General features: G+C 66.3%; 12 protein-coding genes and 1 tRNA gene. 2 read left to right on the top strand and 11 right to left on the bottom strand.

Features of this window, described 5'->3' with window-relative positions; all coding sequences use genetic code 11:
* Position 1: 1 nt before the first annotated feature.
* The 3 genes from ABH933_RS27600 to ABH933_RS27590 all read right to left on the bottom strand — a co-directional run bounded on the left by ABH933_RS27600 (position 2) and on the right by ABH933_RS27590 (position 3,650).
* Positions 2-496 carry a single-stranded DNA-binding protein gene (locus ABH933_RS27600; protein WP_429412891.1) on the bottom strand — a complete coding sequence of 165 codons (495 nt, stop codon included), beginning with the start codon at positions 494-496 and terminating at the stop codon, positions 2-4.
* Positions 497-669: 173 nt separating this feature from the next.
* A complete protein-coding gene (locus ABH933_RS27595) occupies positions 670-1,614 on the bottom strand; it encodes a threonine/serine dehydratase (protein WP_429412889.1) in 945 nt (314 codons plus the stop codon).
* Positions 1,611-3,650: a cytochrome c oxidase assembly protein gene (locus ABH933_RS27590; RefSeq protein WP_429412887.1), complete on the bottom strand. Its 2,040-nt coding sequence runs from the start codon at positions 3,648-3,650 to the stop codon at positions 1,611-1,613. Before ABH933_RS27590 ends, ABH933_RS27595 begins: the two co-directional genes overlap by 4 nt.
* A gap of 184 nt (positions 3,651-3,834) precedes the next feature.
* On the opposite strand from ABH933_RS27590, the gene ABH933_RS27585 reads away from it, so the two are divergent.
* Positions 3,835-3,908 (top strand) — tRNA-Arg (locus tag ABH933_RS27585).
* Between the two features lie 144 nt (positions 3,909-4,052).
* Here ABH933_RS27585 and ABH933_RS27580 read toward each other — a convergent pair.
* The 7 genes from ABH933_RS27580 to ABH933_RS27550 all read right to left on the bottom strand — a co-directional run bounded on the left by ABH933_RS27580 (position 4,053) and on the right by ABH933_RS27550 (position 12,763).
* Positions 4,053-4,643 carry a hypothetical protein gene (locus ABH933_RS27580; protein WP_429412885.1) on the bottom strand — a complete coding sequence of 197 codons (591 nt, stop codon included), beginning with the start codon at positions 4,641-4,643 and terminating at the stop codon, positions 4,053-4,055.
* A gap of 155 nt (positions 4,644-4,798) precedes the next feature.
* On the bottom strand, positions 4,799-5,710 hold the full coding sequence (locus tag ABH933_RS27575) for a hypothetical protein (protein WP_429412883.1): 912 nt from the start codon (positions 5,708-5,710) through the stop codon (positions 4,799-4,801).
* A 172-nt stretch (positions 5,711-5,882) separates the two neighbouring features.
* On the bottom strand, positions 5,883-7,271 hold the full coding sequence (locus ABH933_RS27570) for a DUF1254 domain-containing protein (RefSeq protein WP_429415525.1): 1,389 nt from the start codon (positions 7,269-7,271) through the stop codon (positions 5,883-5,885).
* 266 nt (positions 7,272-7,537) lie between these two features.
* Positions 7,538-8,491, bottom strand: coding sequence for a 3-hydroxyacyl-CoA dehydrogenase (locus ABH933_RS27565; RefSeq protein ID WP_429412881.1), 954 nt, complete (start codon positions 8,489-8,491; stop codon positions 7,538-7,540).
* A gap of 50 nt (positions 8,492-8,541) precedes the next feature.
* Complete coding sequence (locus ABH933_RS27560) at positions 8,542-8,691, bottom strand: hypothetical protein (protein ID WP_429412879.1); 150 nt, start codon at positions 8,689-8,691, stop codon at positions 8,542-8,544.
* A gap of 268 nt (positions 8,692-8,959) precedes the next feature.
* The gene (locus ABH933_RS27555; RefSeq protein ID WP_429412877.1) at positions 8,960-10,246 is read right to left on the bottom strand and encodes a PucR family transcriptional regulator; all 1,287 of its coding nucleotides are present in this window, start codon (positions 10,244-10,246) and stop codon (positions 8,960-8,962) included.
* 642 nt (positions 10,247-10,888) lie between these two features.
* Complete coding sequence (locus ABH933_RS27550; protein WP_429455143.1) at positions 10,889-12,763, bottom strand: DUF2235 domain-containing protein; 1,875 nt, start codon at positions 12,761-12,763, stop codon at positions 10,889-10,891.
* Positions 12,764-13,115: 352 nt separating this feature from the next.
* Between ABH933_RS27550 and ABH933_RS27545 the strand changes: the two genes are divergently transcribed.
* Positions 13,116-13,478, top strand: coding sequence for a hypothetical protein (locus ABH933_RS27545; RefSeq protein ID WP_429412873.1), 363 nt, complete (start codon positions 13,116-13,118; stop codon positions 13,476-13,478).
* 1,045 nt (positions 13,479-14,523) lie between these two features.
* Here ABH933_RS27545 and ABH933_RS27540 read toward each other — a convergent pair.
* On the bottom strand, positions 14,524-14,919 hold a 396-nt coding region (locus ABH933_RS27540), incomplete at its 5' end, for a transposase (protein WP_429412871.1).

Raw genomic sequence — 14,919 nt, 5'->3', positions numbered from 1 at the left:
CCTATCGGTGACGCGGAGCGTCTTCGTCGAGGGTGGTGGGGGTATCGGGGGGCGCCTGCACGACGCCTTCGGCATCGAGTGGGGCAGCGTACGGGACAGCCGCAGGGGTAACGCTCGCGACCTGCGGGGAGTTCCGGTTGCGGCGCTGCACCGTCGCGGTGCAGCGGCCCAGATCCGGCCCGAGGGCGCTGGCCCGCAGCTCCAGATCATGCCTGGCGACGCCGTCCTTGCTGTGGTACTCGTTCGAGCGCAATTGCCCGTAGGCGATGATCGGGTCGCCCAGCCGCAGCGAGGCGTCGACTCCGTCGACGAGCCGCCGCCAGCAGTTGATGGTGACGAACAGCGAGCCGCCGTCGACCCATTCGCCACGGTCGCGGTCGAGCCGGCGGGCATTGCTGGCCATCCGGAACGTCACCATCTGTTCCCCGCTGGCCAGCGTGCGCCGCACCGGATGTGTCACCACATTGCCGATCAGGGCCGTATATGCCTCGTACATGATTCCACCCCTCGATGTTCGACATTGCACGCGAATTCAGCCCCCACTCCGCGAGCCCTGCGGCCCTGGAGACGAAACCCAGCGTTGTCGATCCCGGACCGTCCCGCCACCGAGAATCCGAAATTGTGGATAACTTTCCGGATGTGAACATCCACTGTTCCGGATGATCTCGCCTACAGCGTCGTCGGATCGGTATTGGCACCGCACAGCACCACCACCGGCCGCTCCCCCGGTTCGGGCACGTAGACCCCGCTCTGAATCGCGGCCAGCGCTGTCGCACCCGCCGCCTCGACCACGATCCGGAACTCCCGCCACAGATACTCCCGCGCCATCGCGATCGCGTCGTCGCCGACCAGGACCGAACCGATGGCGTACCGCTGCGCGAGCTCCATCGCGATGGCACCGATCCTGGTGGCGCCCAACGCATCCGCGGCAATACTGCTGACATGCACGTCGACCGGGCGGCCCGCGGCGAGTGCGGCGTGCAACGTCGGCGCGCCCTTGGGTTCGACACCGATCACCCGCCCGCGCGGGCCCAGCGCGGCGGCCATGCCCCCGGCCAGGCCCCCGCCCCCCACCGCCACCAAGACCGGCGGCCGCCCCCGCACCTGCCGCTCGATCTCCAGCCCGAGCGTGCCCGCCCCGGCAACCACCGCGGGCAGGTCGTAGGCGTGCAGCTGCACCGCGCCGCGCTCGGCGGCGAGTTCGTCGGCGTGGCGGTGGGCGTCCGCGTATGTCGTTCCGTACCAGAGCACTTCGGCGCCGTAGGCCCACATGGCGGCCACCTTGGTGTGGGGTGCGGACTCGGGCACCACGGCCGTGCACGGGCGGCCCAGAATCGCGCAGGACAGCGCCGCCGCGATGCCCGCATTGCCGCCCGAGGCGATGATCACCGGACGCTCGTCGGCACCGGCCGACAGCAGGGCGTTGAGGCTGCCGCGCACCTTGAAGGTGCCGCCGTGCTGCAGATGCTCCAGCTTGAGCGTCACCTTGACCGGCCCGTGCGGCCCGAGGATCTCGGTGTGGAACACCGGCGTCACTCGGATGTGATCGCCGAGGCGCATCCGCGCCGCGCGCACGTCGGAGCGATACAGGCGCGCCACCCCGCTGATCGTCACCGCTGCTCCCGGTCCTGCCGGGCCAATTCGGCGAACATGGCGTTGTGCGCGGCCAATTCGGCGTCGTGATCGCGTTCGGCGGCCCGGTCGATGCGCTTGGCCTCGCGCGAATCACTGCGCGACCACTGGATCAGCAACGCGAGCATCACCACCACCAGCGGGATCTCACCGCTGGCCCACGCGATGCCGCCGCCGGTGTGCTGATCGCCGAGCAGATCGTGATCCCAGCTCAGCCCCAGACCTCGATAGAACCAGCCGCCCATGGCCGTGGTCGTCAGGCTCATCAGCGCCAGGCCGAAGAAGGCATGGAAGGGCAATGAACCGAACACCATGCCGACCTTGGTCATCGGCTGCACCTGGCGCGGCTTCGGGTCGATCCCGAGCACCACCCAGTAGAACAGGTAGCCCGAGAGCAGGAAGTGCAGATTCATCGCCAGGTGCGCGCCGTGCAGATTCAGCGAGGCGTCGAAGATCCCGCCGAGGTACAGCGCGTAGAAACCAGCGACGAAAATGACCGCCGCGATGACCGGCTGGGTCAGGAACCGCGACACCGGATTGTGCACCGCCGCGAGGATCCACTCGCGCGGCCCGGGCGCGCCGTCCTTGCCTGCCGGGGGCAACACCCGCAGCGCCAGCAGCACCGGGCCGCCGAGCGCGAACAGGATCGGCGCCAGCATGGCCAGCATCATGTGCTGGGCCATGTGCACGCTGAACATGGCGGGGGCGTACCGGCCGACGCCGGAGCTGGTGGCGAACAGCAGCACCGCGCACCCGCACATCCAGGAGACGGTGCGCCCGACCGGCCACGCGTCGCCGCGGGCCCGCAGCCGCCGGACCCCGACGAGGTACAGCGTCGCCAGCACGATCGCAAGCGTTCCGAAGATCAGGTCGAAGCGCCAGTCGAACAGGACCCGCGTGATCGTCGGCGGCCCGGGCAACGAATACCCGATCTCCACCTCGACGGGGGTCGGCACCGTCTTCAGATCCGGCGGCGGCGTGCGGCCCAGCCCCACCGCGAGCCCGATGGTGGCCGCGAAGATCAGCGCCTCGACACCGGCGAAGCGAATCAGCGCGCCCCGATCGGACGGATCGGCGGCCAGCGCGGGAATCGCCTTGCGCCGCTGCACGAATCCGATGACGCCCAGCACGCACAGCGCCGCGGTCTTCGCGACGACCAACTGTCCGTAGGTGGTCGTGAACAGATCGCTCAACGGCACCCGCACCCAGGCGTTGATCACGCCGCTGATCGCGACGATGCCGAAGGCCCAGGCCGCGACGGCGGAGAACCGGCGCGCGGCCAGATCGGTGTGCGCGCCGCCGCGGACCGCGTGCGCGAGCACCGCGAACAGCCCGCCGGTCCACACCGTGACCCCCGCCAGATGCAGGATCAGACTGTTGGTCGCGACGTCGTGTGCCCCGCCTGCCGACGAGTGCCCGGTGAGCGCGATCGGCAGCAGGCACAGCAGCGACAAGCCGAACAGCGGCGGCGTCCATCCCCAGCGCAGTGCCAGGCGGCACCCGATCGCGAGCACCAACGCCATGACGGCGGTGAACCGCCACGCCCCGGCGACCTCGACCTGACCGATCGCATGCCACACCTGGTCGGGGCGCCAGATGGTGCGCACGGGTTGCCCGGTGGTGTCCGAGAGCGTCAGGGGCACCAGCAGCGCCGAGGCGCCCGCCCAGACCAGCGCGCAGATCCCGGCGCGCCGCAGCGCGCGGTACCCGCCCACATCGAGCAGGCCGTCGCGCTGCGGCGGGGTCAGGAACGCGGCGAACAGCAACGATCCGATCGTCAGAGCCGCGCACAGATCGGTGATCGCCCGCAGCGCGGGCAGCCCGTAGGTGGTCAGCGGCCCGGGATCGGGAATGCCGAGCAGGGTCAGCGCCTGCGCCGCGGACAGACCCACGACCAGCGGTGCGACGAATGCCGCCAGCGCCACCGCCATGGTGGTGAGTACCGGGAACATCGCCGCGGAATCCGACCGGGTGGCCTGGCTGACAGGTTCGGCGGACGGGTCTTGCGGCGACGACATGCCGTCGAGCCTAATGCCGTTCGAGGGCCCCGGCGCCCCCGCCCCGACCCCGGCGGCAACCGCTGTGACGTGGCTGACAGGCCCGTTGGTTGCTCACCATCAACTCGGATGGACCTGGACGGTCGCTATAATCAACCCGCTGGACAGCATGCCTCCGACCAGGCATGGTGTTTGGTGCCGCACTGCCTCCGTAGCTCAGTTGGATAGAGCAAGGGCCTTCTAATCCCTAGGTCGCAGGTTCGATTCCTGCCGGGGGCGCTTTAGGGCTCTGAACTGCGACAACGTCGTCGGGTTCAGAGATTCCCCGCCCGCACAACGTTCAAACACCAAGGAACTCTTCCAGAGAGTGCGCTCAGCTTCCGGACGCTCACCGGTTCGGTGAGCGTCCGGAAGGCTGGGGGATCAGAAGGGGCGGGGCGGCAGCGGCTTGATGAGCGGGGCGAGCAGTTCCCCCGAACGCTCGACGGTGAGGACCTGCGCGGGATCCAGCGTGATGATCTCGCGCTGGGATTCGTCGATCTCCCACACGTCCTCGCCGACCAGTCGGCCCTGGTCGTCGTAGGGCCAGATCATGTGCTCGACGTTCTTGACGAGGTAGGTCGCGTCCGGGTCGACGTCGACTCCGCCTGCGGCGAGGATCGAACCGGGTGTCTGCTGGTAGATCGCCGCGGTCGAGCAGATCATGTTGTCGCCGACCGCGAGCGTCTCGTCAGCGGCATAGAAGATGCACTGGCCGGTGCCAGTCCACTCGCTGTAGACGGCCTGCACCGCCTCGGCGCCATCGAGGACGGTGTTCATTCCGAATACGTTGAAGTGGTAGACGGGATGTTCGATGGTCATGTCCGGGGCGAAGATCTCCTTCCATCGTCCAGCCATCTCCAGATTGCGATGCCGGTCGTAGGCTTGCAGCAGGTATCGGTGCCGCGGGTTGTCGGTGGTCTCGATCAAGCGCCGCACGGCGATGTTGGTCATGGTGATGTCGAATCGGTCCACGATGGTTCCTTCTCTTTCTGTTGCAGTTGGCGTTGCGAAATGGGTTGTGTCCGTGTGATCTCGGCGGCTGTTCGAGCCGGGCAGTGCCTCGATACGGGCAGGGGAAGGTCCGCAGCGGTGGCCGGGTCTGTTCGATCCCGCGGGGCGGACCGGCATCACCTCGTCGCGGAGGTAACGAGTGCTTGCCATGCGATGTGGATGACGACCCTGGCCGACCGGAATTCCGAAACTCTCGCAGCCTGGCTACGGACCAGCCCCGGTGTCGACGTGTCGTCCGCGATGGGTCGGCCACCTATGCCGAAGCCATCCGCAGGGCCTTGCCCGGCACAGGCATCGGTGGCGGTGACCTTATGCAGCGGGCGCCGCCTGCCGGCGCCGCCGGCAACGATCGGCGACAGGCGGTTCGGCCGCAGATTCTTGACGACGAGGCCGGCCATCGCTCCGACGGCGCCGAGGGTGGCGGCACCCAAGACACAGCCCGCGATGGTGGCGCCGACGAAGGGGACCAGTAGTGCCAGAACGGGACTGGTGAGCGCGGCACCGGCAGCCGCACCGACCAGGCACCCGGCGCCCGCGCCGAGTACAGCGCCCAGGACCGCGCTGACGGCGGCTGCGACGGCGGCGCGCTGGGCGAACACGCCGAGGGCTTGGGCGTCACGGGGGTTGAAGGATTCAGCGATCTGGTCGGCGGCCCGATCGGTGGTGATGGTCTGGTCGCTGGTGACGGCCTGTGCTGCTGGCACGGGTTGTCCGGCGGTCTTGTCGGGGGTGAGTGTTGCTGTGTCACCGTCGATTCGGGCAGCGATCGGGTAGGCGGTGTTGTCGACGCGGTACGTGAGCGGGATCGCCGCGATCGGCTGGTTGGTGGGATCGGTGAGGACGAGTTGGCCTGCGGCGACTCTCAGGGCTCCGCCGCTGATGGTCAGTTGCGCGGCATCGCCTAGCCGAGTGACTTCGTAGTGGACGCCGGCATTTTCGGTGTAGTGGGGTAGTGGGGTCGCGTCGGCGGTCGCCGCGGTCAGCGCGAGGGCGGTCGCGGCGAGCACGGCGGTGGCGGTTTTCCTCATCGGTTGTTTCCTCGGTTGTACTTCCGTGGTGGAAGGCTTTGTGTGCGAGACCAGTTCGGCCAAGGTTGAGCGGCGGCCTGCCAGCGGGGGGTGCAGGCCGAAGCCACGTACCCCGCTCAGCGGTGGAGCATCCAGTTACTGAGGAGGGGACGATCGAATGTGTGGCGAGTGGTCAGGCGGGGGTTTGTTTGACCGCTGGGATTTTCCAGCTTCCGTCGAGAAGCGATGGCGGATTGTCTGTCGGCCAGTACATGCGCAGCATGAGGTTGAACCGGTCCTTGGGTGCCGGTAGCCAGTTCGATTCCTTGTCCGCACCCGGGGAGTCGGCCTGGATGTACAGGTCGACCGAACCGTCGGGGTTCTCCTTCAGCGGGTTGCGTTGGCTCAGGGTGTATCGCTTGAGTGGATTGGCGACGAAGAAGTAGTCGGCGTCGTACATTGTCAGCGACCAGAAGGCCTTGACCGGCGGCATATGTCCTTTGTCGAAGTGCATGACGTATTTGTTGGCGCCGCTGTATGTCTGTGTCGGGCTCGTCCCCTGGGACATCGGATAGATGGCGTCCTGTGGCAGGTTGGCGCCCAGCCCGACGGCGGTGATGTAGGCGCGTTGGATGTAGTTCGTGCCGTACTGGCCGGTCTTGGTGGTGAACAGCCAGCCGTCCTGCAACGAATTGTCACCGGCGGCCACACCGGCCTTCGCCCAGGCCATGATCCTGCTCTGCGCAGTTTTCGGTGCGTCGGCAATGGCTTTGGTCACCACCGGATCGAGCGTGGTCGCGCCGAAGTCCCGGCCGGGCACGATGCCCAGTTTGCCCACTTGGGCGCGCATCGGGGCGTCGGCGGCGGACGGCGGGTTGGTCGCGAGCAAGCTCGCGAACAGCTTGAAGAAGGACGCCCCGTCCAGTGCATTGACCTGATCGCGGACGGCGGTCTTCATGTCGATCGACGGGTCGACCGTGCCGGGTGTGGGGGTGTAGGGCTTGCCGTAGGACGACAGCGGCACTGCGGTGATCTGGTCTTGCAACGTGTGCACGGCTGCGTAGTCTTCGGGGGTGCCGGTGGAATAGATCCGGCCGAGTAGCCACACCATGTCGGTGTCCGACTTGTATTCGGTGACACCGGCGGGCAGCGTGCCCTTCCAACCGGGGCCGGTAATCGCGAATGTTTGGGCCTTGGTGCCGGTGGTGCGGCTGCCCGGAGAGGCGAACACGTTGGTCCAGCCGTCGAGCATCGGCAACAGGTAGTAGCGATTTCCCATGTCGGGCACGCTGACGATCCACGGTTCCTTGGCGACATCGAACCATGCCGTCGTGTAAAGGGTGTCGGCATTGGGTGCGGTAACGGCCCTGAATTGTGCGTCCGGGTATTCGCGTTTGCGGACGAACTGCCCCTGCGGGGCGTGGCCGGCGTCGGGCGATGCGACGTTGGTGAACGCCCGCCGCGTGTATTCCATTGTCACCAGCGGGTACGCGTAGGTGTAGGCATCGACTGCGGTGGCCGCGAGCTCGGTAGCGGATTGCCCGCCTGTCTCGGTGTTGTCACGGCCGCATGCGGCGAGCATGCCGACGACCAGAGCGAGGATGGCAACTACGCTCGCCAGGGTTCTGCTCTTCACTCGGTTCACCTCTGTCCTCGTGATGTGCCGCGCCTGTCGTCGTGGGACGCGGCGAACCGATTCGGGTGCGCGACACGCTCATCGGGTGGTGCGATATTTGGTGCTGGATGGGTTGACATCGTCGGAGTACCTTTCGATCGAACGGGGTCGGTCCGAGGTGAAGGGCGCCGGTAGGTGCGGGTCGCCGTAGCCGCCCTGCCTGGGTCGCTTCTCTAGGTGAGCCGCGCCAACGCGGCGATCTCGGCTGCCTGGGAAATGGCGGGCACCGCAAGGAATCCGGGGTCGGCGTAAGCGGGATCGGGGTAGGTGTAGTAGCCCTCGCCGGTTTGCATGCCCAGCTTGCCCTTGTCGAGGAAGTTCTCCTTGATGTAACGGGCGTTGGCGAGCATCTGCTCGTCGCCGGTCACCGAACCCCAATGGGCGACAACGTTATACGCCGTTTGCATGCCCACCATGTCGAAGGCTCCCATCGGGCCGCGGGGTGCACCGGGATTGACGATCAAATAGGTGCGGTCGATGTCCTCGGGTGTGGCGATGCCGTTCGTGACGAGGGTCTGACTCGCGTTGAGCAGTTGCACGAACCAGGTGTTGAGGATGTAGCCGTTCTGTTCTTTGCGGACCGGAATCGGGATCATGCCGATCTCGATGGCGTACTCGGTCACCGCGGCGAGGGCGTCGTCCGCTGTTCCGGGATGGGCCATGATTTCGACAACGTTCATCGCCCAGATCATGTTGGCGAAGTGCATCGCGCAATACTTGGCTGGACGTCCGGTAACTTCCGCGAAGTCGCGGGGCAGCAGCGTCGAGGAGTTGGTGGCGATGAGCGTGCGCGGGGAAAGCAGTGGCGCCATTTCCCGATAGACCTGGGTCTTGACCTCGGGAATCTCGGGGACGGCCTCGATTACCAGATCCTTGCCCGATACCGCTGAGGCGAGGCTGGTCGCGTAGGTCAGCCGCGCGCGAGTGTCAGCGATGTCGTGAACCGACACGCCGACCTCGGCGAGGTAGATAGCCGCGTACTGCTCATGAGCGGCCCGGCAGCGATCCAGGGCCTCCACTGAAATGTCATAGACGGTGACGGTTTTCCCTTTGACAGCCGAGTGCCAAGCGATCTGCCCGCCGAGCACTCCGGCGCCGAGCACCGCGACCTTGTCGAGAGTGGACATGAAGATCTCCTTCGATTGAATGGGTGTGCTTCCACCGTGGCGGGGCGCCGTCAGGCCAGCTCGATGACGTCGAGTCCTCCGTCGGCGTGGGTACGTCGCAGGCGCTTCTTGTCGTATTTGCCGTGCTCGGCAGCCATCGCCTCCTGGGTCGGGTGGGGCCGGCCTGTGGTCGCGGCGGCGGGGAAGAAGGTCAACGCCATTTACGGTGGCTTGGCGAACTCGGTTCCCAGATGGCTGCGCGGCGCGGGCGCATCGGCGCGGGCGTCCTCGCGCAGGGCGACGTCGGTCGGGCTCGAATTACACGGATAACTCAATGGTCATGGCAGTCTCCTGGGCAATCTTCGGTGGGCCATGTGGCCCTGTGATGCAGGACACTACGAACCGCAGGCATGTGCCGTCTCGGTCAGCCGCGACAGATTTCGGTCGCCTCACTGTGCAGCCGCAACAGTCGGCAACTCACAGGTGGGGTCAGCTGGAGAGGAGCCCGCGCATGGCAGGCAGCAGGGCCAGCGCCACGCGGAGATCGAGATCGCTACCCCCGATCACGTGACCGAGGATGCTCTCGGCCTGCCGGACCCGGTAGTTGACCGTGTTCGGGTGGATGTGCAGCCGCGCGGCGGCACGGTTGCGACTGTGGTTCTCCTCGAGATAGACCGCCAGCGTCTCGGCTACCCGATAAGTCGCCTCGTCGTCGGCGGCCAGACCGCCCAGCACACCTACAACGTGCGCCCTGGCCTGCTCAGGGTCCACCGTGGCCATCGCGACCACCGCGACCTCGTCGTACCGGGTCACCGAGCCGGTCGCTGCACCGGTCATGGTCGCCACGCGCCGGGCATGGCCGGCCTGCACCTGACTGAGCCGGAAGCCCGACAACCCGTGGCCCGGGTTGCCCACCGCCAGCAGAGGGGCGAACTCGTTCGTGGTCGCCTCAACCGAGACGGCGATCCCGCCGAGATCGCCGTCGTCGAACGCGCGAGCCCGACTGATCCAGGCAACGCTGCTCTTCGCACCGCGAGGACACACCAGCACGGCATCGGCACCGACCAGCCGGCCCAGCTGCTGCAGAAGCCGGTTGAGCGCCGGCTGCGGATCCGATCCCTCCGGTGCCGACTCCACCCACGCGACCACGCCGACGTGGTGGCGCCCCAGCTCGTAGCCGAGCCGCGCGGAGGCCCGTCGCGCGTCACGCTCACGACCGGACAGGATCGCCTCGACCGCCTCGACCCGCGCCGCCATCGCGCTGCGCATCCACTGGTCACGCTCGGTCTCGTACAGCTGCTCCCCCAGGCTCGAAGAGGCATCGATGAAAGCGAACAACCATGCCGAGAGCAGATCTGCAGCCCTGGCCAGCACAACAGGCTCCAGGGTCCGCTCAGAGATCCGCGCCAGCAACCACTGCCACACGACCTGGTGGCCCAGCCGGTACGAGCGCAGCATCGGGGTCAGCGCCACCAGCCGGTGCACCCCAGTTCTCGCTACCGCCACCGTAGCCTCGGGCAGGATCACCGCTCGGGGGTCACCCCCGCGCTGGAGCTGACCCGAGATCGCGCGCAGGGACGCCTCCACCGAAGCGACCTCCTGTGTGTAAGCCTCGGCGTCGGAGATGAACTCCGGTAGCTCCGCAAGCATCAGGTCAGCCACCCGGACGGCAAGGTCGGCGGCATGGGCACCCAGGTCGGTGGCGACTCCGGTGACCACGTCGTCCCAGATGCGCTTCGACTCCGGTTCCTGTAGAGGTGGCCAACCCGACTCCATACCGCGCACCTTACTGTCGCGGGACGACAACTGCCCGGGTGCTGGCGCCGTCGTACGAGCGGGTGGAGGCGCCCACACCTACGGTCCGGTCATCCGTCCTGCCCGCAGTTCGACGGCCAATTCATCCGGTCAGCCGGTCAACCCCGTACTGCGCGCACCGCGACCCACGCCCGCCACAGGACGTCTCTGCGGAAGACCTTGTCCCGCAACGCATGAAACCGTCGCCGAGGATCGGCTTCGGCCGCCCGGTAAAGCGCATGCTGCAAAGCTCGAACCTGGTCCAGACCGGACCCCGACGTGGTGGAACTAGCCATCAACGACACTCATCAGGCCCTCTCTTCGGCGGCTCGGCACTCTCTTCACCCGCCCCACACGAGACGGACCTCTAACGACGCCGCAGGCTTCGCTACATGCTGCGGACCGGTTCGGGGCGGTTCGTGTTTTCGGTCGATCATCCGGTGTTCGAACAGCTTTGGGCTACCTCGCGCAAACACGGCGACGGTGTGGCGATATCTGGACGCCGCCGCGGCCGAGCGGGTTCCTCGCACCGCGCCCGGTGTCGAGGTATGCGCGCGCCAGCCCAACTTTCTTGTGGTCGCAACCGGCGGGTGACCGTCGGACCGAGGGAGCGGCTCTGATCGCTCAGCTGTTCCTGGTCACTTCGAGTTGCACACTGCCCTGGTTGTTGCCGTAGAAGCCCCACGCGTTGTTGGCGAAGGCGTACAGGTACCCGGGGCGGCATACCCGGTGGTTCGTGCCGGCGCCGATGGCGATCTGCTCGTGCAGGGCCTGTGCTCCTTCGAGCGGGATCGCGTCGTTGGCGACGAGGCCGACGAGCGACATCCACGGCATATCCTCGTCGCGGCGGGACAGCGGGAAGTACGCACTCGGGTTCCGGGTCACGCGCCGGAAAAGTCGCTCCGCCTGGCCGATCAGCGTGCCGACCAAATGGATGGCCCCTCCCGGCTGGAACCGCCTCCAGCCCACCGGGCCCGCGGGCCCGGACCGGATGCCGAGATCGGTCCACTCACCGGTCGCGGCGAAGGTGTAGTCGCCGGCTTCGAGGTAGAGGCCCGTCCAGTTCAACGGATCACGGGCGGACACGGTGACGGTGCTGGACTCGCCCGGCGTCAGCATCTTGGTGGGCCGGTACGGTCCGGTGACGATCGGTGGAGTTTGGTGACGCTCGTACACCGACGAGTGCAGCAAGGGATTGTTCCCGTCGTTGTCGATCATCGGGGTGGCACGGGGCCGCGGTTGGAAAATCGGTTCGAGAAGTGGGCGCAGCAGCGGCTCGTACAACGGCTCGAACAGGCCGTAGATCCCCTGGTTGTCGTCGTGCAGTGTATCGAGCGCGTTGGGCCGGATCTGGTCCTCCACCTGCTTGCGGAATTCGACTCCGATCGCGGCACGCGCCTCCTCGATCATCCACTTCAGCGCGCCATCGCTCAGCCCCTTCTCCTGATGGCCGCCGCCCACGTCGGTGTGGCTTCCCGGGAACCAGACCTGCTTGACGTCCTGATCCGGCTCCGGCTCGGACCACAACGTCGGGGTGAACTCACTCCGCTGCTCATCGAGCGCTATCGCGTGGCGGCCGTGACGCACGGCTGGGTTGAGCTTCACGTCGAGGAACGCATAGCGACGGGCGGGGTCCAGCAGGCTGAGCCCGCCGAGGGTGTCCGGGATGCCCAGTGACCCGACGGTGTCCCACACGCCGATGAAGTCCACCGGCATCGGATCCCGCTCAGGGGCGTAGCTGAATCGGAGACCGTCGCTCCACCTGGGATCTGCGGCCTGCCCTAGGTGGTACCTCCGCTGGTAGACCTGCCGGATCTGACGCCGGACCGTGTCTTCATCCACGCATCGGGTATCGATCAATCCGCACGCGGCGATCATGCCCGCGGTGCTGCGCGCCGTGTACGCGCCACGACTGAAACCGAATAGGGCGATTTTGTCTCCGGGTCGGTACTTAGAGGTCAGCCAGTGATAGGCGGCCATCACGTTGCTCGATAATCCCGCCCCGGTGGTCCCTCCCAGCAGCCAGCCGAGCAGCTCACCGCTCTCGGTACCCACCCCAGACTGATACTGCGCGAGCTGCTCCTCCCCGTTGCTCATGGAATCTGCCAGAGCGTTGTACATGCGGCGCACATTCGTGACCGCCAACTGGCTAGGTGTATCCCACGTGCCGTCACAGCACATGATGAGACGACGCATCGTTGAACCTCCCTCGACCAGGCGGATAACTTTCATGAAGCGGTGAAACCCCAGCCAACGCGTGTTGGATCCATCCGTGTCGATGACAGCCCTGCACGGGCGGTCCATCCATGCTGCTCTCGAGGGTGGGCGGTTGTCACTGGTCATTAGGCTTCGAAACGACGCAATCGAGACGCGGCGCGAGTTGGGGTGGGCATCGATCTGCCGGGGAATCGATCGGGAATGCACGGTAAGCAGGCTTTCGCCACCGTCACGCACTGCGGTACTGCGGCGGCTCACCAACCTCGCCCCGGTGAAGACCACGACCGCGCGGGAGGGCCGCGACTCCGCCCGGGCCCGGAAATCGGCCGGTGGTCGCCACCACCGGTATCCGGGGAAATTGAACTGCGGCCTGCATACCCCTTGACAGTTTCCGGTTTTGGCTACGGCCACTGGTGCCGGCCCTGGTAGTAACGCGGTACACGCGACTACAACGAGTCCGAGTGACAGTGCGGTCTACGGCGAGCATACCGGAACAGGTATCGGCGTATTTGGGAGAGGCGGAATCGCCGGAGGAGAAGGCGTTTTCGGTCAGGTCGACAACACAACGGCCAGCGGCGTTTACGGAAAGAACCAGAGCGCAGGTAACGGGGGCATAGGTGTAAGTGCGGAAAGCGTGAACGGGATCGGCCTGGTCTCGACCGGCGGCATCCTAGCGGGATTATTTCAAGGTGACATTCGGGTCACCGGCGATGTTTATCTGACCGGCGGAGACTGCGCCGAGCAGTTCGAGATTTCCGCAGTTGGGCAATCAGAACCCGGAACGGTGATGGTTATCAGCTCTAGCGGGAAGACTTTGGAACCAAGCTGCAGACCATACGACACAAAGGTCGCGGGTGTGATCTCGGGCGCGGGCGACTGCAGGCCGGGCATTGTGCTCGATAAGCAGATCTCCGACGCCAAACGAGCGGATATTGCATTGATCGGCCGAGTTTACTGCAAGGTCGACGCCGACGCGGCCCCGATAACGATCACCTGACCAGTCTTTCGCGGGCACGGGTGTCCTCGGCACTCGGATCTACTGATGCTGGGAGCACGAACGCCGTATGCCACTGCGACACGAGTGGAGTTGCCGCCGACGAAAACACCAAATTTGTCATCGCCCACCCTGCAGTCGCCGTCATCTGCTGGGGCACTTACTACCACCCGGTGATTCGTCTCGGCGCCGGTACACCGATCAACGCCGGCCTGGATGCCGCGAAGCGGCTTTGCCAAGACCTCCTCGCAGGGCAATACGTTAACCAACTGTCGCAGTATGGCGTCGGGCACGGCTCCGTCGTACAAGCCGTACAACTGAACGTCAACCCACCGGCGACATTGACTGAAGCCGAAGCTGCCCGGGAACGCAGGGCTGCGAGATCAGTGACCTGTGCGAGACCGGAGGTAAATGTGGCACCAACTGCTGCACGACATTCGGGTACCGGAGCTGGAACGTCGAGCAATACTGGTCGAACTGGGCCAGCAATTGCGTCCGGGGCGACGACCCGGTCAGTATGCGCAATGTACTTTCCACCACCGTTGGCGGGTTCAGTTTCAGGGCACTGAAAACCCCAATAATCAACATCGAGTATATCGCCTCACGGTACCGGTACTTTCCGTAATCTGCGGAATTGCAGGCGAGCAGGGGCTCCTGCGGGTGTGCTCAGCGAGCAGGCTCACATCTGGGCGAGGCGGGCGCCGCGCCGCCGTGGCCGCATCTGGTACAGGCGATACCAGGCCAGCCGGAGGCGCTTTACCTGCGCCGCGTTTGCGCAGGTCAAAGGCAATACGCCACCACAGCTGTTATCCGGGCATCAGAAAATTGCAGGTCACGCCGCGCGGGTTCGCGCCCTATGGGGTTGCTGACAGCTAACCTCAATATTTCGCGGCGGTGACGTGCTGGCCTGATGGGGTTTGGTGGCGCGTCTGTGGCCGGTGTGGCCGCAGAACGGTGTGAAGGGTCGGCCCGTGCCGCGGGTTGGCTGCCGGGTTCCACGGGCCCGGGGGTGGTCCTTTCGTTGGTTGTTGGGGCGGGTTCGGCCTGGTCAGGTGGCCTGTAGCCGGTCGATCGCGGTGAGCGCGAGGTTGGTGGCCGATGCTGTGCGCGATAGTCGTAGGTGGACCCGGCGGGCGTGGCGGGCGATCCGGGCGGGGATCGAGAACAGGTGCAGGCGAAGGGTTTTCGGTTCCCATCGGCGGGCGGGCTGGTCGTGCAGGGCGATCGTCTGTAGCCAGGCGATCAGGTCGAGCGCGAGGGTGACGATGGCCAGCCAGATCCGGTTGGCGTTGAAACCATGGAACGGGAGGTTGCGTAGACCGGTGTCTTTGGCGGTGCGGATGCGGTCTTCCCTAAGGTCATCTTTGTCCGGGGCTGATGTCCGGACACCCAGGACGGCGGGGTGTAGCTTATGCGGTCTCTGCCCTCGCGTGGCTCGCTGCGA

It is taken from the genome of Nocardia sp. GP40 (assembly GCF_050434125.1).
Lineage (GTDB): Bacteria > Actinomycetota > Actinomycetes > Mycobacteriales > Mycobacteriaceae > Nocardia > Nocardia albiluteola.
This window is presented reverse-complemented; position numbering and strand designations above follow the sequence as displayed.

What these genes read in the sequence shown, in the direction of transcription:
- ABH933_RS27575 (WP_429412883.1), bottom strand. Translation starts at nt 5,710, where the DNA reads ATGAGGAAAACCGCCACCGCCGTGCTCGCCGCGACCGCCCTCGCGCTG.
- ABH933_RS27590 (WP_429412887.1), bottom strand. Translation starts at nt 3,650, where the DNA reads ATGTCGTCGCCGCAAGACCCGTCCGCCGAACCTGTCAGCCAGGCCACC.
- ABH933_RS27560 (WP_429412879.1), bottom strand. Translation starts at nt 8,691, where the DNA reads ATGGCGTTGACCTTCTTCCCCGCCGCCGCGACCACAGGCCGGCCCCAC.
- ABH933_RS27600 (WP_429412891.1), bottom strand. Translation starts at nt 496, where the DNA reads ATGTACGAGGCATATACGGCCCTGATCGGCAATGTGGTGACACATCCG.
- ABH933_RS27565 (WP_429412881.1), bottom strand. Translation starts at nt 8,491, where the DNA reads ATGTCCACTCTCGACAAGGTCGCGGTGCTCGGCGCCGGAGTGCTCGGC.
- ABH933_RS27570 (WP_429415525.1), bottom strand. Translation starts at nt 7,271, where the DNA reads ATGCTCGCCGCATGCGGCCGTGACAACACCGAGACAGGCGGGCAATCC.
- ABH933_RS27555 (WP_429412877.1), bottom strand. Translation starts at nt 10,246, where the DNA reads ATGGAGTCGGGTTGGCCACCTCTACAGGAACCGGAGTCGAAGCGCATC.